The sequence below is a fragment of the Microbulbifer sp. VAAF005 genome (genome assembly GCF_030012985.1).
GTDB lineage: Bacteria > Pseudomonadota > Gammaproteobacteria > Pseudomonadales > Cellvibrionaceae > Microbulbifer.
This window is the reverse complement of record NZ_CP120233.1, coordinates 5,182,172-5,203,975: the sequence shown is the minus strand read 5'-3', so window position 1 is coordinate 5,203,975 and position 21,804 is coordinate 5,182,172. Positions and strand designations below refer to the sequence as shown.

Here is a 21,804-nt window from a genome sequence, read left to right as displayed (position 1 = left end):
TCTCCGCCATTATTGCACCATGGTACAGTTTAGAGTCAATCAATTACGCTGCAAAAATAACCCAATAGCACCAAAAAAGTACTAACTAAATCTGTACAGATGTTACCCCACCTTATTATTGTTGCTTCAAATCGCAGGTACTAAGCATCTATACTCCGACTAAAACCAGCCATTTAGAATTTAAACCTCTCACACAAAACCAGCACGAAGCCGGCCTTGAATGAGTCAATGTTAGCAATAAAGAAAATCTTGATGTTTCGTGAATATTGCTAACGCTCACCAGCACTCTCAAGTGCTTGGTAGACCCGCCCGGGAAAATCGCCAATAATCCCGTCTACACCGAGCGATATACTGCGCTCGATATCCTCCATGTCGTTAACAGTCCAAAGATCCACCGCCACACCTTTACTCTGAAAAAAACGAACATAAGGCTTCGTCGTGATACTGTATGGTAATTGGGCAACATCAAAATCCGGTTTAAAAGCCCATCCAAACCCCGAACTCCAGGCAAGGCTCGCTTCTATAAGTTCCCCAATAGTTGCGCTAGTCCTAATATATCCTCCGCTGATATCACGAAAATGCCCCATAGCCTTGTTATGCTGACTAGCCACCGTGACTTGCTGTTCCATTCTATAATCAACAATTACTTGCCATAGTATTTCCGACAGCACTTTATCATTTGGCTTGATTTCAATATTAAATATAGCGCTGGGGTAGCGTTCAAACAGCTCATTCAAAGTTAAGAGTGTATGCCCTTGATTACGGAACGGGTAAGTGCTGCCATTATCCGGGGAGAATTCGTGTCCAGCATCTAAGGCCTTAATTTCGCCCAAAGTCAAATCTTCAATTTTATCCGCAACACCTGTATTCTCTTTAAGGTCTGCATCATGATTGATAATAATGTATTGATCTTTCGACAGATGTATATCTAACTCGAGGATATCTGCTCCCTGCTCTAATGCCATATCAAAAGCCAGGGCTGTACCCTGGGGGTACTCACCAGATGCCCCCCTGTGAGCAAGAATATCAATAGCCCAAACCTGACTATAAATGATCATTGAGAAAGCCAGACAAGTAACGACCTTGAGTATGTTGTTCATTTAGAATTCCCCTTTATATTAAAAGACAAATAACTACTCAGATACAACTAAAAGCCAAATAAAAAAATAGAACCTACATATTCCTGCCATTGTGTACATTTTAATATCGCATACAAAACACTTGTTAAACATCATATTACTTAGAGAATATCAAAATAAGCCTTACAATTCCCACTGTTGTGGTCAACTCCAACCGGACACTTTCCTAAGCACATTTTTCAAATTCGATAGGGGTTACGTCCCCCAGTGTTGTATGTATCCTGCGTGAATTGTAATACGCAATATAGGCCCTCACGTCTGTTATCGCACCCTCCCTTGTCGGATAGAGGTTTCCTGTTAACCATTCCCGCTTCAGGCTACTAAAAAAACGCTCAGTAGGTGCATTGTCCCAACAATTTCCCTTGCGGCTCATTGAGCACACCATTCCATGCTGCTTTAGTAGCGCTTGGTAGCTATGGCTGGCATACTGGCTACCTCGATCAGAGTGATGCAGCAGACCTTTTGTTGGGGTGCGCAAATTGATAGCCATAACCAGTGCACGACTTGCCAGGGCCGTCTCCATCTGGCGGTCTAAGTGCCAGCCAACAATCCGGCGTGAATAAAGATCAATTACCACTGCTAGGTATAACCAACCCTGCAAAGTCCAGATATAGGTAATATCCGTAGTCCAAACTTGATTTTTAGCACTCGGTGAGAAATCCCTATTTAGAAGATTCTCAGCAACTGGCAGTTGGTGCTTGCTATTTGTGGTTAGTGTAAATCGCTTCTTCTGTTTTACTACCAAGCCGAGCTTTTTCATGAGTTTGCGGACTCGATAACGCCCAATTTCAAAGCCTTCTTTGCGCAACAGCTTCATTAACCGACGGCTTCCGAGACTCTCACGAGATTCTGCAAATAAGGCCTTCAATCGATGGCATAGTTGCCAAATCTGGCCATCTATTGGGCTATCACTACGACGACACCATTCGTAATAGCTGCTCTTATTTACTTGCATTACTCGGCAGAGCACTCTAACTGGAAAGCTACCTTGCTGCTTTTTAATAAATTCGTACTTTATTTCATTTCTTTCGCAAAGAAGGCGCTGGCCTTTTTTAGGATTTCCTTCTCCATCCGCAATTGCTTTACTTCACGTCGCAGTTGATCCAGTTCAGCTCGTTCGCCCGAATCCAACCTTACTCCGCTCTCTTCCTGCTCCAGCTCCTTTATCCAGCGTCGCAGATTGTTAGCAGTGGTTCCTACAGCCTCTGCGGCCTTGGAAATCGAATACCCTTGTTCTGAGACAAGAGCTACGGCGTCTTTCTTGAACTCCGGCTTGAATTTCCGGCGTGTACCTTTTGTTGTCATACTTCACCTCGCTAGGTAGTTTTACCATCTTAACGAAGTGTCCGGAAGGATTAGACCACTACACCACCACTCTTATCATGATATAAATGTTAGATTAAATATTTTTAACACACCTGAAAATAAAATTGAATTTTACTAGCAAAATTCTTGGTAAAAAACAACATTTCCTCATGTATACTCACATAGTCATTCACTCTTGCATTTAGCCCTTTAAATTAATTTGCACCCCACCGTAATTGTACTCACTTCATTGAGCAACTATGTGCTTTAAAATATTCAGCACAAACGCACAACAATGGAAAATTTCGCCGCCTCATTCATTATTTAGGTAACGCCCCCATCACCCACGAAGGAAATATGTATTAACCTCCTTAACTCAGGGGCTCTATCTTTTAAGCAGGAAATGGAAAGTTAGAATGAATATTCAATCAGAAATAAATCGACTAATGCAATGAGTAACAGGCGTATATAACCCCCTACAACTATGAGGCAGGCTATGCCCCATAGCAAAAAAATATCCCGGTTAAGCTCCCATACATAAAATTTAGGGTTAACTTAAGGTGCATGGCCAACAGTAACTATCCAAGGTTGCCGGCTCGACCCCCAGATCTATAAATGTGGAGAATCTCATGGAAAGATACGCACTGCTCACCGGTACTTACAACCTACTTATGGGTGGAATAAAGGATTTTAAGCGATCGTTTCATAATGAGGAGGACGCCTACAAGGAGATAGAACAGATCGCTAATACTGACCCCTTTACTCGATGGGCACAAATATTCGATAAGAGAACTGACAAGGCGAGAACTTTTAACATTGTCGACAAGAAAGTAATTGAGTGTAAAACCAATAGCTGCCCGAAGCAATCAGCAGAATCTATGATTAAGGCAGTGAAGAAGCTCCGTTAAACCTTAACAAACATAATTTCAGCCCGCTTAACGCGGGCTTTTTAGAATCGGAGACACGGTCAAAACTGTATTTTAGGTTTAATCAATTTCTACCTAAGTGACAAAACCAAAAACATTCAAAAGACCACACCGGCAACAGTTAATTTATAGCTAAGCTATCAACCCTCAGCTGCCAGTAAATTCTCATACTCCTTTATCTTTCTATTAATCAGAAGACCTTTGGGACGCAACTCTTTAGCTCCCGTCATAGCTTCTAATGCAGCTTCAATATCACCCTGCCTCTCATAAGCAATGGCCAACCCTCTCAGGCTATCTGCTCGAAATTCTTTATTTTCCTTTGTGAAAGAATCAAGCTCAACCTCAAACTCTAAGATTGAACTATCATTCCTTATCTCTCCCAAAGGGAAAAGCAAACCTAACTGCTCCTTTCTTTCCACATCACATTCAAGAAATTCATTCTGAAAAATCTCATGGACAATTCTATTGAAATTCTCTTTTTCCTTAAAAGCGCGAAAAAGATCAACAATTTTTTGACGCGAAGGAGTATGCGTTGCCTCGGTTTCAGCGTGACGTAGAAATTTACTTTTAAAAGAATCAAAGTCATACCCTTCCCTGTGAATTATATGCATTCCACACCGCAATAGAGGAACACCTTCAATTACATGGATACGAGCCTCCAGCTCTTTATTTGGCCTAAAGAGAAGCTTCCCTCTCGGGTGCCCCCTGAGCCAATCTTTATTGCTCTTCTCCTCTATAAAACCAAGGAGAGCAGCAAGGGATAACTCGTCCTTGCTAAGAGCCTTCTTATATAAATCAGGACGCCCAACTACAGGCTCAATAACATCCAACCTAATTGCTTGAGCCGATACACCTTGCAAGTCCGATTTCTTTAAGTGTAAAAATTCATCGGTGTCAATATTCGTAATCCAGCATTTAAGTCCAGCCCAATCTAAATACTTATTTACGAAATTTATGTTTCTAATCTGTCGCGCATTTAAATTTCTAACATTCTTAGAATATGCTAAAGAGTCTACAAATGTTACATACGAATCATACTCACAAAAAGCATCTCTATTTAACTCTCCCTCATAAAAAATAAAGAAATGATCAACGCCATATTCACGATTCTTTTCAATAAAGAATTTTAACGTATCCTCTGATTCTTTTGCAGTTGTAACCGCAACTATAAAGTTATCGCTCATACCCCTCCCTAAGCGAAAATATCCACATTATCAAAATTACAAATCTAAGAATCCAAAATAGAAAACCCGCCAAATGCGGGTCTTATATATTCTTATCAATCAAGAAGGATATAAATTAGCTATAAGGAGTTAGCCCTAGAACCTACAAGATTCGACTCTTTCCACTACTTTTAACTGATTATTCCAACTTCGAGCGTAATATCTGAGTATGAAACTAATATCTCACTCGTAATTTCCGGCATTAAACATTGATAGCGACCTTAAATCAAGCTGAATTTGCACTTAACAGATAACTTTATGGGTACAAAAATACCAAATTGCCTAATGACTGTCCGTTCAAGCTAAAGCCTCTTTCATCAGAAGAATTGGCCAAGTAATAATTATCATTTGCTGACTAGGGTTATTCCCAGATTCTCTCCCGTAGCTTTAAACCTACATCATCCATCAAAAACAGAGACCATTGAGTCACTAGTCATAACGACTTTCTTCGAAAAATAATATCGTATCAAATTTCTTTAACACTTAATATTAAGTTACGGTTGAAATATTACCATCAACTGACAAATTTGCCGTAGTAACTCCCCCTTTAAAAAGTTTACTTCCTACTCTGCATATGAAGAAAGATAACTAATAAGATTCAAATAAGTTGGCATCCAGAAGCACCTAGGTAGTTGCAAGTATATTCTCGATGTAAAAAAGGTATGATTCATAACCAAGTTAATACCCAAATATTGAATAGATTTTGGTATGCAGCAGCGTACCCGCCTCCTCAGTATCAACAACATATCCGACTTGATTAAATTAGCGCTCAAAATCAACATTAACAGATTTATATATAAATCACTTATATACAGACACCATATAGGACACCCATAATTGAATTACCTAAAAACACTTTTTCGCAGGCCACTTAGAAGGCGCCCAGCCTTAAACATAAAAAATTTTATTCGCTGTACTCAGCATTTATTACTAATATTCCAGGGAATTGACACCTAGTATAGATGTACTATTGTAAGTAATTCAGAAAGAACGTAAATAAAAATCTAATACCTACAGCCAAAGATGATGGTGAAATAATATCAGTAGACAGATTTAAGTAATCCATTTTATCTAAAGTCATACCACTCGCACTTCTATCTGAGTGCTATACCCCGAAAGGACAGCCGGAGCACAAAAATTCCCCGGCCTACCAGAAAAATTTATAACGTTCGTAGTAAAGCTACTTCCCCCCATAGGCGTGTTTTAGTGAGATGGCAGGTTTACGATGACCAGTTACAGCTAAGAACCAAGGACCTGCAAAATTTTACAAGAATATCCTTAGATTTGAAGTTCAGAAAGAAAATTTAGTCGGTACTTTTTGTGAAATACAAACTATCTTTCACCCGAGCTCCTGTGCTCGGATCAGTTACATACCAAGTCAGCTCGTAATCCCCAGCCTCAAACCACTCTGGTATATTTAGATAATTTTGAGTATAGTCCTTTTCCTCAGAATAATTCAACACAACATCCCGTGATTTATGAATGGGGTAATTATCACCGTTAGGGAATTTAAGGACACTCCATTGTTCGAATGTCACTAACGATTGCGTAGAGTCTAAATTACGAATACTTGCATCATAATTGACTCTCCCTCCATAGGAAGGAACTTTGAACTCAGCAGATTCGTCAATATCAATCGCCAGCTGAATGTCGGAAACAACACCCTCAACAACCAGTTCAATATTCCAGAACTCTACAAAACCACCAGACACAAAGAGTCTAAACTGACCCTCCCCATCAAGGAAGTTATTTGCAAAAAAACTATTCCCATTTTCACAAAAATTGACATCTCCAATTTGGGGTACGGGATCAGGGTTTTCTGGTGTTGAAAGGTCGACTGAATAAGTTAGCATCGACATTTCCATAACTTCGTTTAAGAAACCGTCAGGCCCGACTGTTTCACTTCTAAACCCATAGCCTGCCCATGAGGCATCACCATCTTTAGGCTCAGTATTGATACAAATTTTCTCGATAGAATCGAACTTATAGCCGATATCTAACTCCACCTCGTGATCAATTCCACTCTCCATCTTAAAGGGGTATGGTTCACCTAGATCTATTTTAGCACTTATCGTATCTGCTTGAACCAATGCCGATGCAGATACTAAGGTGACACCAGCGATAGATTTTTTCAACACAGCCTTGTGCAGAGTGCAGCTTGCATTCATTTTTTTCAAAATCACATTCCATTAGATACATTATGAGGCACAACAATACTTTGGACAGTTTTTAAAATTCAGTCCTAGTAATGCAAGACCTGTGACTTGATACGGGGAAAACTGGGACACATAAGCACCCCAGCCTGCCGGGAGATTAAAACTTAGTCGGCACTTTTAGTGAAATACAGGCTATCTTTCACCCGAACCCCGGTACTTGGATCAGTGATATACCAAATTAGCTCATAATCTCCAGCTTCGAACCAAGCAGGTATGTTTAGATAATTTCGAGTATAATCTTTCGCCTCAGAATAATTTAATACCACATCCCGTGACTTATGGATGGGATAATTATCCCCGTTGGGAAGAGTGAGTACGCTCCATTGCTCAAATGTAACCAATGATTTCGAAGAGTCTAAATTACGAATACTCGCATCATAATTGACTCTTCCTCCGTAGGAAGGAACTGAAAAATCTGCAGATTCATCAAGCACGATCGCCAGCTGAGCATCAGAGGGATCACCTTCAATAATCAGCTCAAAGTCCCAAAAATCCACATAACCACCGGACACATAGAACGTAAATTTACCTTCTCCATCAAGAAAGTTATTCGCCGAAATACTGTTTTCACCTTCACAGAAGCTGATATTTTGCATCCGTGGAGCCGGATCGGGATTTTCTGGAGTTGGAGCATCGACAAAATAAACCATGGGAGTTCCAAACGTTAACTGTACACTTTCAGAGCCTGGAACAGGTTCACTTCCCACACGATAGAATGCCGCAGAGGCAAATCCTTCTTTAACTTCAGTTTTAATACAAACTTCTTCAATGCTATCGAATCGATAGCCAACATCTAAATCTATCTCGTACTCAATTCCATCTTCCACCCTGAAAGGGAACGGCTCACCCAGATCTATTTTTGTGCTGATTGTATCTGCCTGAGCCAGTGCCGATGCGCAGATTAAAGTGATACCACCGATAGAATTTTTCAATGCAGCCCCGCAATGGGGGTATTTATTAGTTAACTTCTTCAAAATCACATTCCATTAGATACATTATGAGGCACAACAATACTTTGGACAGTTTCTAAAATTCAGTCCTAATAATGCAAAGCCCGCAGCTTGATACAGGGAAAACTGGGACACATAAACGCCCCAACCTGCCGACATCTTAAACCTTATTCAGCACTTTTAGTGAAATACAGACTATCTTTCACTCGACTACCGGTGTTTGGATCAGTGACATACCAAATTAGCTCATAATCTCCAGCTTCAAACCAAGCAGGTATGTTTAGATAATTTCGAGTGTAATCCTTCGCCTCAGAATAATTTAACACTACATCCCGTGACTTATGAATGGGATAATTATCTCCGTTGGGAAATTTAAGTACACTCCATTGTTCGAGTGTCACCAAAGATTGTGTGGAGTCTAAATTACGAATACTTGCGTCATAATTGACTCTCCCTCCGTAAAAAGGAACTGAAAACTCGACAGACTCATCAATTGCAACTCTTAACTGAGTATCAGAGACATCACCTTCAACAAGTAATTTAAAGCTCCATAACTCTACATAGCCACCAGATACGCTGAAATTAATCTCGCCTTTTCCGTCAAGAAGATTCTTTGGCAACACATTACTTCCATCCATACAATGATTGAAGTTTTGCACCTGTTTACTCGGGGTGGGATTTTCTGGAGTTGGGAGAACAATGGAAGGGTACAAAGGTACCGAAATCCATTGTCCAACTAAAGGCGGGTAGCCTGGGGATTCATTTTCCACTTTAAAAACTGCATAGTCCGCATCTCCACCTTTAACTTCAGCATTGATACAAAGCCTTTCAATACTATTGAATTGAAAGCCAACATCTAACTGCACCTCATGAGTAATTCCATCCTCCATCATAAAAGGATACGGTTCACCCAGATCTACTTCGGTACTGATCATATCTGCCTGTACAGATGCCGATGCGCAGATTAAAGTGATACCACCGATAGAGTTTTTGAATACAGTCCGGCAATGAGGGTATTTATTAGTTAACTTCTTCAAAATCATATTCCATTAGATACATAATGAGGCACAACAACACTTTGGACAGTTTTTAAATTCAGTCCTATTAATGCAAAGCCCGTGGCTTGATACAGGGAAAACTGGGACACATAAGCGCCCCAGCCTGCTGAGAGTTTAAAACTTAGTCGGCACTTTTAGTGAAATACAGGCTATCTTTCACTCGACTGCCGGTGCTTGGATCAGTGACATACCAAATTAGCTCATAATCTCCAGCTTCAAACCAAGCAGGTATGTTTAGATAATTTCGAGTGTAACCCTTCGATTCAGAATAATTTAATATCACATCCCGTGACTTATGGATGGGAAAGTTATCTCCATTGGGAAATTTAAGTACACTCCACTGTTCGAGTGTCACCAGAGATTGTGTAGAATCTAAATTACGAATACTTGCATCATAATTAACTCTTCCTCCGTAGGAAGGAACTAAAAATTCAGCAGATTCGTCAAGTACAATCGCCAACTGAGTATCAGAGACATCGCCCTCTACAACCAGTTCAAAGTCCCAGAAATCTACATAACCACCGGACACATTGAATGTAAATTTACCCTCACCATCGAGAAAATTCTTTGCCAAGACACTATTTCCATTCCCACAGAAATTTATGCTTTTTTGTAGCTGTGGTTCGGGGTTTGGATTTTCCGGCGTTGGGCTAGGCATGCTAATTGCGAGTGTTTGCGCAACAGACTCAAAACGTGGGAAAGTGAAAGGCCCTGCAGGTTCACTTTCTGCTGAATAGAATGCTGAGCTAGCATTTCCATTTTTAACTTCAGTGTTAATACAAATTTCTTCAATGGTATCGAATTGATAACCAATATCTAAATTTATCTCCTGCTTAATTCCATCTTCCATCCTAAAGGGGAACGGATCACCTAAGTCTATTTTTGTACTAATTGTATCTGCTTGGACCAATGCCGATGCGCAGATTAAAGTGATACCAGCGATAGAATTTTTCAACACAGTCTTGTGCAGAGGGGAGTTTATAGTCAGCTTTTTCAAAATCAAAATCCATTACATATTTTAAAACTTACAACAATAATTCAAACAGCTTTTTAGGCCCAAACCCTATTAAAGTAAGACTTACACATTAACAATCAGTATTTATCGAACCCCTTGGGCATCTTCGAGTTACGAAAATATTCTAATAAAAATGCAGCCCTCAAGAATGACCAAACAAAAACTATCCGAGGCATTGTATTTCACTGCCCCCCATCCCTCCAAAATTTTTTCCCTTCCGACCGTACCAAGTAAATCGATGGCTAGCTCAACTACTATCAACCAATCAACATAATCGGTTAACATTTTTAATAACGATGTAAAATTACTCTCTATATTTTTCTAAATTGTGCTTTACATCACTGCAATGTACTAACCCTATAGCAAACACATCGTAGCAACATTCAGGGAAATAGCTCCCAATTAAATTACCTCACGTTACTACAGATATTCATGGATGTTTGTGGATCAGAGCATAACGGTAGAAAACCGAGAAAGAACTATTCTAGTTATTATGGTGAAGCGGGATGAAGCCAGAGATTCCATAAGAATCGGGGCCCCAACAACAGTAGCTATACTACCGGGAAATAGCTCGTGCTCGTTATTCAGATGAGTGGAGAGCTGAAGCCTTTTGACAATGACTTAATAAGCACAGATCACATCATACGCCAGTACATCAGGTAGATTAGATCTTTGCCTGCAGCTAGACAGCAGGACTGTGCTCCCCCTGCTCAAGCAGTTGTAAAAGAAGAGGGCAGCAAATTATTCAGTAGGTGACTGAAAAGTGTAGATAAAATTCGTTGATGTGCAGAAATTTACCATAGACAAAGTCTACCCCATGACAGTAAAACAGCTGGTTAAGTGAATTAGCACAGAGAAAATATTACATATCTGCTTTAGATATAACTGATATTCACACCTCTTCAAACTTAGCAATACCCAGGCAGTATTTAGACTATTCTCTAACCACTTTTTATAGCATACGTACAAGATGAGAGGCCAGGCTGACTGGTAGATAGACAATTTCTCATTGTAACTACTCACATTGTTAGATACTAATATTTATTTGATTTTCTTGAGGGTATATGGTGTGGCTCGATATTTAAGCTCAAAACTCTAGGCTCGCGCTTACGGAATTCATAGAATCGGGAGAAGATGAACAATGCACAACGGAGAGTTGTGGTACCTCAAATCTCAAAACCAACTTCAGCTACTCTATCTTCACTCTCATAGGCATATTCAACTCCTTGTAACGGCTAATCTCGGTGAGCTTTATCGAATCTAGCACTTACTCTCCTATGTGGTATTTAGGTCGGCTCACCCCTGCTACAGGAAGTCAAGGCTCCGAAGTGTTATCCTAGGTGAAGGCCCTTTCAGATTTTTCCTGAAATGCGTGATAAAATTCAGTACGGGATCAATTCTCAGCTAGAGCCCTTCGGGTTCTAGGCTGCTTACCATTGCCCAGGATACACATTTCATTGATGACCAAGGTGTTCTGCTGGAAATCGAAGGGAGTCAGCCACTTAGCCTTCAAAAGTGGATCAAGCGCGGGTACCCGGTAGAGAAAAGTCACTATCGGATGCCGTTAGTGACGTAGTGCCATCGCTCCATCCCAATACCCACTTAACGTTGTCTACCGTGTCATCCTACGAAAGCTCATGCAGACACTTATGTACCGCATTTTACGAACCTATTTGAGACCTACCGATGACAGCCCCGGTGTACGCGGCCCCAATTGAACCTTTTATCGAGCCCCACCAGAGCAGTATCATCGATCTGAACCACTAGATTTCCTATAGGATTAAAAGAATTTATCCCGGTTAATTTTTTGTATAGAGTCACCTGGCAGATCAATAAAACAGATATTGGTATCTCTGAGCCTATTGCAATTCACTAGTCAATTTAGTAGAAATTAAATGCTAGTGCAGGAGTGTGTCATTCAGTGGACTGTTGGGTCTTGGAGATCAGGCGCACTTCACCCAAAAGCCAACCTTGACCTAGGGAGAAATCGGCTTGGAATAGTGCGAAAGCCTCACAGGCACCGCCGGGATCTCGATCTTATAGAACGATCTCAACATCCTGATCCGACAGTGCATAGATGTCTCCCGGCAGTACACCGCAATAGCAAGGTCTAATCGGTAGATAGTACCTGAAAGCTCGAGTTCTGTTTGTTCACCCGTCAAACAAATAAGGGTTGCCGACAGCTTTTCCCACTAGGTGTATTAATTCTACCCGCTGGAGGGAAGTTATAGCCGGATAAGGTTTCAGGCTGTTTAAAGCGGCATCACGGATTCATTTACTTTGGATCATTAGGATATGCTTGGGGGTTTTGGGCATAAAAAAACCCGCTAGTGCGGGTTAGAAAAAATTGTCATAAAATAATTGTTTGTCAGTTTATTTGAAAATTACTAAAGTCCCAGGATAAAGAATTGGCATCACAAGATAACGTGTATGTCAATGAAACCTCACTCATTGACATTTTTGCTGCTAGTACAGCAGACAACACTGCGTTATGTGAAGGGTTATCGCTAGTAATGGCAACCCTCTGATGCCCACCACTAAGATTACACGCATTAGGCAGGTTATCCATATATATAAAGACACCTCCTTCGGTTCCGACGTTGAAAAATTTAACTTTGTCTATCTCCCCTGTTACAGTTGCCGTTTCCGCGAAAGAAATTGCTGGGAAAATCACTGCAAAAAAGATCAATACAATTTTTTTCATTTTACTCTCTTTTAATTTACGGTAAAAAATAAACTCATCATTTCGCAATTTTATACTAGCTAGGGAAGCCTTTGAAGGAGCAGCTGCTACTGAACACTCGAAGGGAGGGGAGCGAAAGTGGGCGAGCGCCAATTCATTTCAGCATTGTATTCTAACTCAAGGCTACCGTGACCCGAAACAACTTTGACGAGGGAGCCCCGCGTAACTCATTCCAATACCACTTTACGCCATTTTAGCTTCCACACGGGAAGCTTTTCCGGAGTGGTCGCCGGTACCGCAGTAACAGACAAACTCTTCACTCTTCGGCTTTAGCTCCCAGCGCTTTTTGTGCAGCTTATACTCCATATGCTTCTGCAGCTCCATACGCTATAGGATAGCTCTGAGTTCCTCAGCCCTCATTTGGTACATTTTACCAAAATAGCTCAGTCCAGCAGCTCATAGATATCCCACCCACTATGAATCACTACTGCTACAACAAGATCCGGTCAGAGGGTAGTGTCCGAGAGTCCCTGCTCGATTTGCCCCATGGCAAAGTTCACAAGGATTGCCGGCAAATTTCTCGTTTAATGTATTCAGTACTACTCGCTGAGGGGGAGGTTGTAACAAAATAGCTTTTCAAATTATTCAGATCGGCACGATGGATTATTATGCGCTGGGTCACTGGCGGTCGTTCCAGGAATTTCGGACATAAGAAAACCCGCTTGTGCGGGTTTTGGTATCCATCGTTATAATATATCTTTTGTACTAACCGTTTATTACAGTAGCTCCCCAAAAACTCAAAGAGCCATATATATAAAATTTTAGATTCTTTGATCTAATGCTACGCTTGATAGCATTGTTAGCCGCCTTGACTCTCCTGATGCTGTGCATGATTTAGAGTACAGCTTCAAAAGACTTGGATTCAATGGATTTTCACCTGGTCAACCCACTAATTTGAGGTCGCCTTCAAATTTACATTTGTTACATTAAGTGTGGAGTCATCAAAACCAATCCATACTGTTTTTCCGCTAACAAGAGCCGATGTTACTAGTGAATGAATCCGATTTACTCCGTTGTGCCCAAAGATAGAATGTTTAACACGCAACCATTCTGTCACCCCCGCATCTTTTGACCCACTTCCAGTCCATGTAGCCTTCACTCTTATATCGAAGTCCGGAGAGTAACTATCATATACTGCAACTTCTTCAATTTTTGCCTCTGCGGCACCAGCCAAACAATTTGCAGAAGAAACAAATATACTAACCAATGCTAGGCATACTAATTTTTTCACTTATGAATTCTCCTATTTAATGTTATAAAGCAAGAGTATCCTATTATTATAATCCTTGCGTAAAAAAAGGATACTAAAAAATCTTCTTCGAGCTTCTAGAGCCCACACCTGAAACGAATGTGCAGAATTGGATTTAAAGTAGCCTATTTATATCTCAGTGTTTTCACTACTCTAAATTATTTTATAAAAACTTGGAAAAGGCAATATCCACTTAACACCCCAAAGGGAGTGAAAATGGGGAAGCACATTTCCTTGCGGTATTTTATTCACGCCCATGGCCGCCCTATAACTTAAACTACCTTAAGGAAGTAGCCCCACGAGTTATTCCACGCGCCAGGCAATCTATTCTAATACCGCTTGACGCCATTTGAGCCTCTGCGCTGAAGCGCAGTTGGAGCTATTCATACCGGTACGCAATAACAACCAAACTCTTCACTCTGCTGCACTAGCTCCCAACACTACTCACATGATTTCTAGCCCTAATACTTCTGAAATCTCATATGCTATAGAATGGCATAAACTCTTGAGCACTCAATTCGTACGCTTTACCCAGATAGTCTGATCTAGTAGTTCATAGATACCCTATTCTAGGACTATATACTACCTGCGCGACAGAAAGATCCAGCCAGTGGATAGTGCTAGAGAATGCTTTTTTTGCTTGTTTCATAGCAACGTCCACAAGGATTACCGGCAGTTTTCCCGCCCCATGAATTCAGTGTTGCCGGCTAAGAGAAATCATAGCCGGATAGGGTTTCAACTTGTTTAGAGCAGAATCGACAAATGTTATGCACTGGTTCATTGGGCGGTACTTCCAGAATCTCGGATATAAAAAAGCCCGCTTGTGTGGGGTCAAGTATTAATAGTGCAGCAGAGCCTTATTACAAAGGAACCATTTAAATCAAAATAGAAGTTTTGGATTTAAACGCCTCCCTGTTAATCAGAAACCACTAACCGCGTCATGCTCTCAAACACATAGATCTGTCCGACTTCAACAGTGAGTTACACGAGGGCACTATTGGTTTAGATCTATTGAAACTGCCGATACACAATCAGTGTCATCTGTATAGCTATAAACATCGACTTTTTTACCCGAAACTAAAGCAGTCGTTGCTAGCGTGAAAGTTCGCTGAAACACCCCCCTCAGTTCCGGCATTATCTAGTTGGAATTTTACTTTGCCCGAACAATTATCTGTATTTGACGAATACCATACCCAAAAGGCGTCTTTATTTTGTGAAGTTGCCGATACCTTTGTTACTGTAGCCCCCAAGGCAAGATATCCTTCACCAGCAAATGTATTCATAGAAAAAAAGAACAAAACTGCCACCAAGTACTTTTTCATTTGTTTCCCCATCTACAAGTTGAAGTACATTCAAACTATGCTTAATTACTATTCTACATTATCGCCTGTACTCATCTCCTTGGGAACTATTTTCTAGTTTATCTAGAACTTACTGGTTTTTATGCATAAATAGAGAAAGCGGTGACTGACTTCTGGATTTATAAGACTTCTGTACCTTTTTTCGCCCCATTAAACTTTCTCAAATAGCTAAAAACCGACGTACTGTCACGTATTGACTATCCATCCGCTTACGCCCGCCAAACAACCCCTTCATCCGGCGAATGCTTGCGTACCGCATGCCGCTCACCACCAAGCATAATCACTCCCCCATAACTGTAAACTCACCTGCAGGCATTCCTCATCATCAAAACTTTCAATCTCCTACCCAAAGATCACCCGGCAATCTATTGGCTCTCCGCCGCTACCATCATCATAGGTAGCAGCTCTGCCCATTTGCAAAATGCACACCCTACGGCTATCTGGTCCAGATCTATAGTTCACTTCGCATTTAATGGAGCCGGGTATGCCAGTAAATGACTGCAAAGCTATTTACACTGGAACCTGTATTCTCAGCAACAAAGGTCACAGCGCCGGCAATATTACTAATAGCTGAAAGTGCCTGCATTTTTGCCAAATGAACTGGAACAAGCCACCCAAGTAAAGGTCCCCCCGTATCTAGTCCTGTGGCAGATACCTTAGACACTGTGAATACGCTATCAATACCAATCACACTGAACTCACCCACGGCAATATCAATCAGCACCCACCATGCCGGCACTTGACCAGAAGTGATTCACACGAGTGTTATTGATGTAATCCAGCACTCGCCCTTCTTGCACAGAATTAATAACCATTCTATGACCCCCGCTGAAATTAATATAGAAATAAAAAAGGCCGCTTTATGCGACCTTCTGCAACAAATTACACTACTAATTAGTAAATAAGCTGCGTATAAATTAACTCACAGTTAGAGGAGTTTTCTTCAACTCTAAATTTTAAGGACTTTTGAGCGATAGCGGCTGATAAGATCATTGAATAGATCTCTGAGTGTAGACCATTATCTTTTGTCAAAGTAATAAATCTACCTTCATTTAGAGTGCAATTCAGCGATGACATATCAGCATCAAGCTCAATATTAATATTCTCTGTACTACCATGCGGATAAAGAGTCGTGACATTTGCCGAGCAAGAGTTTGCACCACAGGACCCAGCGAACACCAAATTAGAGGCTAAGAAAAATAGAAGGAAAATTGATAACTTTCTCATAGTCCACTCTGAGTAATATTAACTTCAAGAAACATGACGAGAGCATAGTTTATTGTTCTTTTGGCGTTTTTACCATTCCTTTAGTATCCCAGGCTTTCGCGACAGTATCCAGGCGCAAATTGAACTCCAGCCCTTCAACGCTTCAGCCATTTTTCCCTCCAAGATCTGAACTTACTAACTGTCCAAATAGAGTACCTTGATAACATCATGCATTATTAGACCAGCACTAAGGTACCAACCGTTATGACTTCTGAGGTGTACATCATGCTTCAGCGATATTGCGCGCTATTCCGGGTAGTATTGTTTTTAATTTCGACTTCAGGTTCCAAGGCAACCTTTACACTGCTCTCATCGGCTATATCAAAAATCAGGAAATTGGACCAAATGTTGAGTACTGCGTCGCCACCCCTTGCTTATCCATTAATACCCGGTCGACATCAATACTGTTGGCATTGATGTCCGCTATGCTGGCGAGACTGCTGTGACTAGCGTGGAACACGGGACGTACTATCTACCATATTCGAATTTTTAACCGGGATGCTGTATACAGAAATCCCATCACACATACGACAGTCCGGTCCATCTCTTGTGGGATACTGGAGAATATGATGAGATTGTCGATAGCGATGGGTTCGCGGGTTATGGAGTAGAGTTCACCGCTAGTTGCTAGTACGGGAGTATCGGCGCGCTCCTCAAGACTCTCACTACTTTACGCAATGAGGGACGCTGCCCAGGTCCGTGCGCGTTATCAATTTAATGTCACTGAGGTCGCGGCCCTCTGCCTCCTCATAACCCTTGTGCATGGGATTCTTGGCAATATTGCCAAGGACTGTCATTTAGCCACCAAAATCACGGGTGAACGCTGTGGCGGCCACCCTCATTCGAACAAGCCCTGGCCATAAGCCCGCATCAAGATGCAGGCGACCTCCATTATGGCGTAACCGTTCCTCGTGCTCTTTTCACCGAGGACGCACAATACTTACTGGTACCTACAACCTATCGATGGGCGGTATTAAAAATTTCAAGCGCTCCTACGCCACTGAAGAGGAGGCCTTCGAAGAAATACAGCGCATCGCTCAGAATGACCTGTTTACCCACTGGGCGCAGATATTCGATAAAAAAACCGACAAGGCAAAAATTTATCGCACAGTCGATAAGAAAATTATTGAAGAGAAACCCAAAGACTGCCCTCACCCAGAATCAAAACCCAAGGCAGAACCGCAATACGCTTGATCTCAATTAAAAACAGTTTTCTCAGCCCGCCAAGTGCGGGCTTTTTAGGTAGAAGACAACTACGCGAGGGATGTGCGATGGGTAACTTGCTAACCAAGCATGAGATAGCCCGACTAACAGGCGCTGGCGCCGAAAATGCCGAGGAGCAAAAGCGCATTCTCGATGCCAATCGAATCCCCTATGTGCTGAAAAAGGACCGATCCCCTGCACTCACCTGGGAAATGGTTAATCAAGCCATTCTGGCCCGAGGAACCTCAAAACCTGACTTAGCCGGTGTTAACCTACCCCCAGGCTTTAACCTTGGAGCAGCAAGCTAATGGGCAGAAGGCGCAACCCCGAAAATGCATGGATGCCACCACATGTGGCCAGGTATAAAAACGGTTACCGGTTTCGCAAGCATGGTGAGCCAACCAAGCATATTGCCGGCCACGACGCCTCCCAGGCTGAAGTCTGGGTTGCCTATGAGAAATACCTAGCCGGTCTAGTGCAAAAGACCTTTACCTTCGCGGATTTAGTAGAGCTCTACTTCGCCTCCCCCCAGTACACCAAACATATAAAACCGCAGACTCAAAAAGACTACCATCGCTACAGCCAGCGTGTTCTCGCGGTATTTGGGGAGATGGAACCAGACAATATCACCTCCCCGCTAGTGCAAATGTTTATGGATGCGCGCGGCGCTGAGTACCCCACCTCAGCCAATAGAGAGCGAACCTTTCTAGGCATTGTGATGAAATGGGGCAAAGCCAGGGGCTTCGTTAAGATTGAAGACCCCACAGCAGTAGTAAAAACAATTAAAGTAAAGCCCGGCGGGCGCTACGTAGAAGACTGGGAATACCAAACCTTTTGGCAATGGCTGGGTGATCGCGGCCATGTGATGCACCAGTGTGCTATGGAAATCAGCTATTTGTGTGCTGCCAGACAACAGGATGTACTCGCCCTCACCCGTGCAGACATCCAAGAAGATGGCCTACTTATTGTGCAAGCCAAAACAGGCAAAGCCCAACTAAAGCTATGGAGCTCAGCCCTCAAAGAAGCCGTTGATCGCGCAGTAGCCACTAACACCGAAGCACAAATCCAAACCACCCATATCATCCGCAGCCGCGTAGGCCGCGCCTACACCCGCACCGGGTTCAATGCTATTTGGCAAAGGGAACAACGAGCAGCGCTAGCTGCTGGGGCAATCAAACAACGCTTTCGCTTTCACGATTTGAAGATCAAAGCGGCTAGTGACTTTGATGGGGATGTTCAAAAATTTACTGGGCACAAAACAAGATCTATGGCGGAGAGGTATAATCGTACGGCAGATCGAGTTACCAGCTTAGACTCGGCAAGAGATAACTAACCCCCAAAAAACAACAATTCCACCTCTTGCTCAACTTATTAAAAATAGATGCCTATAAAACGGATAAATTGTATTATAACGACAAATTAGAAAAATTTACGCTAAACCGCCAAGGAGCAAGGGATAAATTCTAATCAACCCAACTCATCAAATACTCGAAAACAACTGTTAGACATCCACCAAACTAACCGTTAAATACTGCAAATATGAACATTTAATTCAATACACTTTCTCTCGAACATCTACATCGATTAACTTTCTAAATAAAATTTATTTATTAACCAAGGATAGTAGGGCTTGAATAGATGAGATTAAATTACTTAAAATTTAAAAATAACAAGATACTTGGCAATTTAGAGCTAGACTTCAGGTCGAATGGAACTTCAGCATCAACCATATTCATAGCTGGGGAAAATGGAACGGGAAAAACTACAATCCTCAACGCAATATATAACCTTTCAAAACTACGCAGGGAATCATTTGACAAAACTGAAGGCACTTCTTATGGAGTATCGCTCACAACTCAGCAATTAGCTTTTATCGAAGAGAATGTGACGGACCCTCTTCTCGAAGAAGGGCAACTTTCCCCCGATATTGAAATCGCTATAGCTCCTCAAGATAATAAAGACTGGCCATCTAATGTAACAGTTACGGGATCAGTAAATGGAAAAGAAATAAAAATTCCAAAAGCTTATATCTTAGGATCTGAGTTTAGGACTTTAACTCGCTTACTCTACTCAAATGTTGAGATCAACTTCAACCCCAAAAATATCACGAACGTAACCTCCAAAAATATAGACGAAACTTTAACAAGCCAAACTACTAGCGCTGAGACCGCAACAGAAATCACACAACTATTAATCGATATAGAAACCCTGGACAACTCCGACCTTGCCAAATGGGCAAAAGAGAACGCAGGAAAGCCTGTTCCAGAAAATATCGTTGGCAAAAGGATAGGCCGATTTCAATCAGCATTTTCTCGAATGTTCCCAACCAAACGATATGATGGCATTGAAAATATAAACAATAGAAAGAAGGTAGTATTCATAGACAATGGAAAAAAATGCTTCATTGAAAATTTAAGCTCAGGTGAAAAACAGATAGTTTTTCGTGGGGGTTTTTCTTAAAGGATATCGATCCCAACAATGGAACTCTATCCATAATAGACGAGCCTGAAATAAGTCTTCACCCAAGCTGGCAGATAAAAATACTTGATTTCTACAAATCGATCCTTGACTTAAAAAATAAAAAAGATAATTCCCAATTGATTGTGGCAACGCACTCCCCATTCATAATCCACAATCACAATAGAGCGGATGATAAAATAATAGTTCTAGACCACAACGCCGACGGAGAAATTGAAGTTCTACCCGAGCCATCATTTTATGGGTGGTCTGCTAAAGAAGCTATTCAAGGCGCCTTTGAGTTACCTGAGGAACTTACCGGCGGATCCCCACTTATACTCGTTGAAGGCATAACTGATGAGAAATATATTAGAGCCGCAGCAAGCGCTTTAGACTTTAACCTACAAGGAAGCGAGATCCAATGGGTTGGAAGAGTTAACAAAAATGGAAGCCCAGAATTTACTGGCGATTCAGCTCTCAACCAAACATTCCTTTTTGCGCAGTCAAATCCAGAAGCAATAAACCGACCACTTGTACTGCTTTATGATAATGACACAAATAAAAATGAGCTTAACGGAAATAGAATTTACGTTAGGACAATGCCTCTCATAGATACTAACAATACCATGACGAAAGGAATCGAGAACCTTCTTACCTTGCCTCCAAATATTCAAATGGACGAATTTTACACCGAGAACTCATCACCAGATGGCTATGGAGGATTCACCACTAAGAAAAAATTAAATAAAAATAAACTCTGCGACTACCTGATAGAAGGAACCAAAAAGGGCGACTTTACTGGTGTATTCACCAATTTCAGCGGGGTTTTCGAAAAAATCGAGGAAATACTTAACCTAACAAACCACAACTAAATTAGTTTATGATTTATACATAAATTAATTGCAAGCCCGGTAGATTTAAAGCAACCTAAAGGGCAAGCAAGCTTGCCCTTACAACAAAAAACCTGCTCTACCACTGATAAGCAAACTTCAACTTAATACCATATAGCTCATCATCAAAGTTCAAGTCATCATCTTCGCTAACACCGCCATAAATATCGCCACCTATCACCCAGGAGGAATCAGAAAACCCTGAAAAATAGTAGTTATAGAGTAAGGAAATCCCGTGATAACGAGTCGAGACTCTACCTCCACTATCGTAACCAACAGTCCCCAGAAATGTTCCCACAGAGTGGCGATCGGAAGACACTAAGCGCTCCCAACCAATACCATAACCTTCGGTCCAACCGGCATGTTCTGAGTAACCCAATAAACCCAAAGTGGCAAAGTATTTATCTTCATCTCGGTTAATTGCGTACTTTGCCCCGAGCCCACCATGATCCCCACCCAAACCTAATGAAAAGTTTGAGTCCCCAGCCGCAGAGGCGAAGGCAGAACAGGTTAAGAAAAATACGCACAGCAGATACTTCATTACAGCTCCAAGCTACTTCTTAGTGATTTCAATAGGGGGGAATTTTTACCGCCAAATGGGCATGACTCATGACCGGCCAAATTCAAACCTCAACATAGATTGAGGCAGAAATTAGTACACTGAATTCGTACACCGAGGCCCAAAACTAAAAAACCCCGCACTCGGCGGGGTTTTAAGTCCTTGATAAACAAGGAAGAATCTGGGGTGGCCGACGGGGATCGAACCCGCGACCTCAGGAGCCACAAGGTTTGGCTCACCCCTT

At 41.7% G+C, this 21,804-nt stretch carries 21 protein-coding genes; 6 read left to right on the top strand and 15 right to left on the bottom strand.

The window, feature by feature from the left end; genetic code table 11:
* Nucleotides 1-269 precede the first annotated feature (269 nt).
* Together P0078_RS23460 and P0078_RS23455 are read right to left on the bottom strand one after the other, a co-directional pair.
* Entirely contained in the window at nucleotides 270-1,100 is an 831-nt protein-coding gene (locus P0078_RS23460; RefSeq protein WP_282932278.1) for a glycerophosphodiester phosphodiesterase family protein, read from the bottom strand.
* A gap of 205 nt (nucleotides 1,101-1,305) precedes the next feature.
* Nucleotides 1,306-2,444 (bottom strand): IS3 family transposase gene (locus P0078_RS23455; RefSeq protein WP_282932108.1). Its coding sequence is split into 2 segments (ribosomal slippage): nucleotides 1,306-2,195 and nucleotides 2,195-2,444, totalling 1,140 coding nucleotides; the frame shifts between segments, so codons are not numbered across the junction.
* Nucleotides 2,445-3,073: 629 nt separating this feature from the next.
* Here P0078_RS23455 and P0078_RS23450 point away from each other — a divergent pair.
* The gene (locus tag P0078_RS23450; RefSeq protein ID WP_282932277.1) at nucleotides 3,074-3,352 is read left to right on the top strand and encodes a hypothetical protein; all 279 of its coding nucleotides are present in this window, start codon (nucleotides 3,074-3,076) and stop codon (nucleotides 3,350-3,352) included.
* A 158-nt stretch (nucleotides 3,353-3,510) separates the two neighbouring features.
* Here P0078_RS23450 and P0078_RS23445 read toward each other — a convergent pair whose 3' ends face one another.
* The 12 genes from P0078_RS23445 to P0078_RS23395 form a co-directional block, all read right to left on the bottom strand.
* The gene (locus tag P0078_RS23445) at nucleotides 3,511-4,554 is read right to left on the bottom strand and encodes a hypothetical protein (RefSeq protein WP_282932276.1); all 1,044 of its coding nucleotides are present in this window, start codon (nucleotides 4,552-4,554) and stop codon (nucleotides 3,511-3,513) included.
* 1,343 nt (nucleotides 4,555-5,897) lie between these two features.
* On the bottom strand, nucleotides 5,898-6,761 hold the full coding sequence (locus P0078_RS23440) for an RbmA family biofilm matrix protein (RefSeq protein WP_282934672.1): 864 nt from the start codon (nucleotides 6,759-6,761) through the stop codon (nucleotides 5,898-5,900).
* Between the two features lie 152 nt (nucleotides 6,762-6,913).
* Nucleotides 6,914-7,783 carry a hypothetical protein gene (locus tag P0078_RS23435; RefSeq protein WP_282932275.1) on the bottom strand — a complete coding sequence of 290 codons (870 nt, stop codon included), beginning with the start codon at nucleotides 7,781-7,783 and terminating at the stop codon, nucleotides 6,914-6,916.
* Between the two features lie 143 nt (nucleotides 7,784-7,926).
* Nucleotides 7,927-8,796 carry a hypothetical protein gene (locus P0078_RS23430; RefSeq protein ID WP_282932274.1) on the bottom strand — a complete coding sequence of 290 codons (870 nt, stop codon included), beginning with the start codon at nucleotides 8,794-8,796 and terminating at the stop codon, nucleotides 7,927-7,929.
* 142 nt (nucleotides 8,797-8,938) lie between these two features.
* Nucleotides 8,939-9,814: a hypothetical protein gene (locus P0078_RS23425; protein WP_282932273.1), complete on the bottom strand. Its 876-nt coding sequence runs from the start codon at nucleotides 9,812-9,814 to the stop codon at nucleotides 8,939-8,941.
* Nucleotides 9,815-12,200: 2,386 nt separating this feature from the next.
* The gene (locus P0078_RS23420; RefSeq protein ID WP_282932272.1) at nucleotides 12,201-12,536 is read right to left on the bottom strand and encodes a hypothetical protein; all 336 of its coding nucleotides are present in this window, start codon (nucleotides 12,534-12,536) and stop codon (nucleotides 12,201-12,203) included.
* A 222-nt stretch (nucleotides 12,537-12,758) separates the two neighbouring features.
* Nucleotides 12,759-12,881, bottom strand: coding sequence for a hypothetical protein (locus P0078_RS23415; RefSeq protein ID WP_282932271.1), 123 nt, complete (start codon nucleotides 12,879-12,881; stop codon nucleotides 12,759-12,761).
* Nucleotides 12,882-13,464: 583 nt separating this feature from the next.
* Nucleotides 13,465-13,806 carry a hypothetical protein gene (locus P0078_RS23410; protein ID WP_282932270.1) on the bottom strand — a complete coding sequence of 114 codons (342 nt, stop codon included), beginning with the start codon at nucleotides 13,804-13,806 and terminating at the stop codon, nucleotides 13,465-13,467.
* Nucleotides 13,807-14,818: 1,012 nt separating this feature from the next.
* A complete protein-coding gene (locus P0078_RS24720) occupies nucleotides 14,819-14,959 on the bottom strand; it encodes a DUF5992 family protein (RefSeq protein ID WP_353057027.1) in 141 nt (46 codons plus the stop codon).
* Nucleotides 14,892-15,146: a DUF5992 family protein gene (locus P0078_RS23405; protein ID WP_282932269.1), complete on the bottom strand. Its 255-nt coding sequence runs from the start codon at nucleotides 15,144-15,146 to the stop codon at nucleotides 14,892-14,894. Before P0078_RS23405 ends, P0078_RS24720 begins: the two co-directional genes overlap by 68 nt.
* Nucleotides 15,147-15,654: 508 nt before the next feature.
* Entirely contained in the window at nucleotides 15,655-15,909 is a 255-nt protein-coding gene (locus tag P0078_RS23400) for a hypothetical protein (RefSeq protein WP_282932268.1), read from the bottom strand.
* A 1,207-nt stretch (nucleotides 15,910-17,116) separates the two neighbouring features.
* The gene (locus P0078_RS23395) at nucleotides 17,117-17,248 is read right to left on the bottom strand and encodes a hypothetical protein (protein WP_282932267.1); all 132 of its coding nucleotides are present in this window, start codon (nucleotides 17,246-17,248) and stop codon (nucleotides 17,117-17,119) included.
* Between the two features lie 166 nt (nucleotides 17,249-17,414).
* Between P0078_RS23395 and P0078_RS23390 the strand changes: the two genes are divergently transcribed.
* The 5 genes from P0078_RS23390 to P0078_RS23370 all read left to right on the top strand — a co-directional run bounded on the left by P0078_RS23390 (nucleotide 17,415) and on the right by P0078_RS23370 (nucleotide 20,983).
* A complete protein-coding gene (locus P0078_RS23390) occupies nucleotides 17,415-17,645 on the top strand; it encodes a hypothetical protein (RefSeq protein ID WP_282932266.1) in 231 nt (76 codons plus the stop codon).
* Between the two features lie 77 nt (nucleotides 17,646-17,722).
* Nucleotides 17,723-17,962: a hypothetical protein gene (locus P0078_RS23385; protein ID WP_282932265.1), complete on the top strand. Its 240-nt coding sequence runs from the start codon at nucleotides 17,723-17,725 to the stop codon at nucleotides 17,960-17,962.
* On the top strand, nucleotides 17,962-18,987 hold the full coding sequence (locus P0078_RS23380) for a tyrosine-type recombinase/integrase (RefSeq protein WP_282932264.1): 1,026 nt from the start codon (nucleotides 17,962-17,964) through the stop codon (nucleotides 18,985-18,987). The genes P0078_RS23385 and P0078_RS23380 overlap by 1 nt, the downstream gene beginning before the upstream one ends.
* Nucleotides 18,988-19,292: 305 nt before the next feature.
* The gene (locus P0078_RS23375) at nucleotides 19,293-20,114 is read left to right on the top strand and encodes a sigma 54-interacting transcriptional regulator (protein ID WP_282932263.1); all 822 of its coding nucleotides are present in this window, start codon (nucleotides 19,293-19,295) and stop codon (nucleotides 20,112-20,114) included.
* 5 nt (nucleotides 20,115-20,119) lie between these two features.
* A complete protein-coding gene (locus P0078_RS23370) occupies nucleotides 20,120-20,983 on the top strand; it encodes an AAA family ATPase (RefSeq protein WP_282934671.1) in 864 nt (287 codons plus the stop codon).
* A 97-nt stretch (nucleotides 20,984-21,080) separates the two neighbouring features.
* Here the strand turns inward: P0078_RS23370 and P0078_RS23365 are convergent, their stop codons facing one another.
* Nucleotides 21,081-21,542 (bottom strand): hypothetical protein, encoded by a 462-nt coding sequence (locus P0078_RS23365; RefSeq protein WP_282932262.1) that lies wholly within the window; start codon nucleotides 21,540-21,542, stop codon nucleotides 21,081-21,083.
* Nucleotides 21,543-21,804 lie beyond the last annotated feature (262 nt).

Bases quoted from the DNA above. Each gene is read 5' to 3' on its own strand.
- P0078_RS23460 (WP_282932278.1), bottom strand. From the start codon at position 1,100: ATGAACAACATACTCAAGGTCGTTACTTGTCTGGCTTTCTCAATGATC.
- P0078_RS23450 (WP_282932277.1), top strand. From the start codon at position 3,074: ATGGAAAGATACGCACTGCTCACCGGTACTTACAACCTACTTATGGGT.
- P0078_RS23445 (WP_282932276.1), bottom strand. From the start codon at position 4,554: ATGAGCGATAACTTTATAGTTGCGGTTACAACTGCAAAAGAATCAGAG.
- P0078_RS23440 (WP_282934672.1), bottom strand. From the start codon at position 6,761: ATGAATGCAAGCTGCACTCTGCACAAGGCTGTGTTGAAAAAATCTATC.
- P0078_RS23420 (WP_282932272.1), bottom strand. From the start codon at position 12,536: ATGAAAAAAATTGTATTGATCTTTTTTGCAGTGATTTTCCCAGCAATT.
- P0078_RS23415 (WP_282932271.1), bottom strand. From the start codon at position 12,881: ATGGAGTATAAGCTGCACAAAAAGCGCTGGGAGCTAAAGCCGAAGAGT.
- P0078_RS24720 (WP_353057027.1), bottom strand. From the start codon at position 14,959: ATGCCGGAACTGAGGGGGGTGTTTCAGCGAACTTTCACGCTAGCAACG.
- P0078_RS23405 (WP_282932269.1), bottom strand. From the start codon at position 15,146: ATGAAAAAGTACTTGGTGGCAGTTTTGTTCTTTTTTTCTATGAATACA.
- P0078_RS23395 (WP_282932267.1), bottom strand. From the start codon at position 17,248: ATGACAGTCCTTGGCAATATTGCCAAGAATCCCATGCACAAGGGTTAT.
- P0078_RS23390 (WP_282932266.1), top strand. From the start codon at position 17,415: ATGGGCGGTATTAAAAATTTCAAGCGCTCCTACGCCACTGAAGAGGAG.
- P0078_RS23385 (WP_282932265.1), top strand. From the start codon at position 17,723: ATGGGTAACTTGCTAACCAAGCATGAGATAGCCCGACTAACAGGCGCT.
- P0078_RS23380 (WP_282932264.1), top strand. From the start codon at position 17,962: ATGGGCAGAAGGCGCAACCCCGAAAATGCATGGATGCCACCACATGTG.
- P0078_RS23375 (WP_282932263.1), top strand. From the start codon at position 19,293: ATGAGATTAAATTACTTAAAATTTAAAAATAACAAGATACTTGGCAAT.
- P0078_RS23365 (WP_282932262.1), bottom strand. From the start codon at position 21,542: ATGAAGTATCTGCTGTGCGTATTTTTCTTAACCTGTTCTGCCTTCGCC.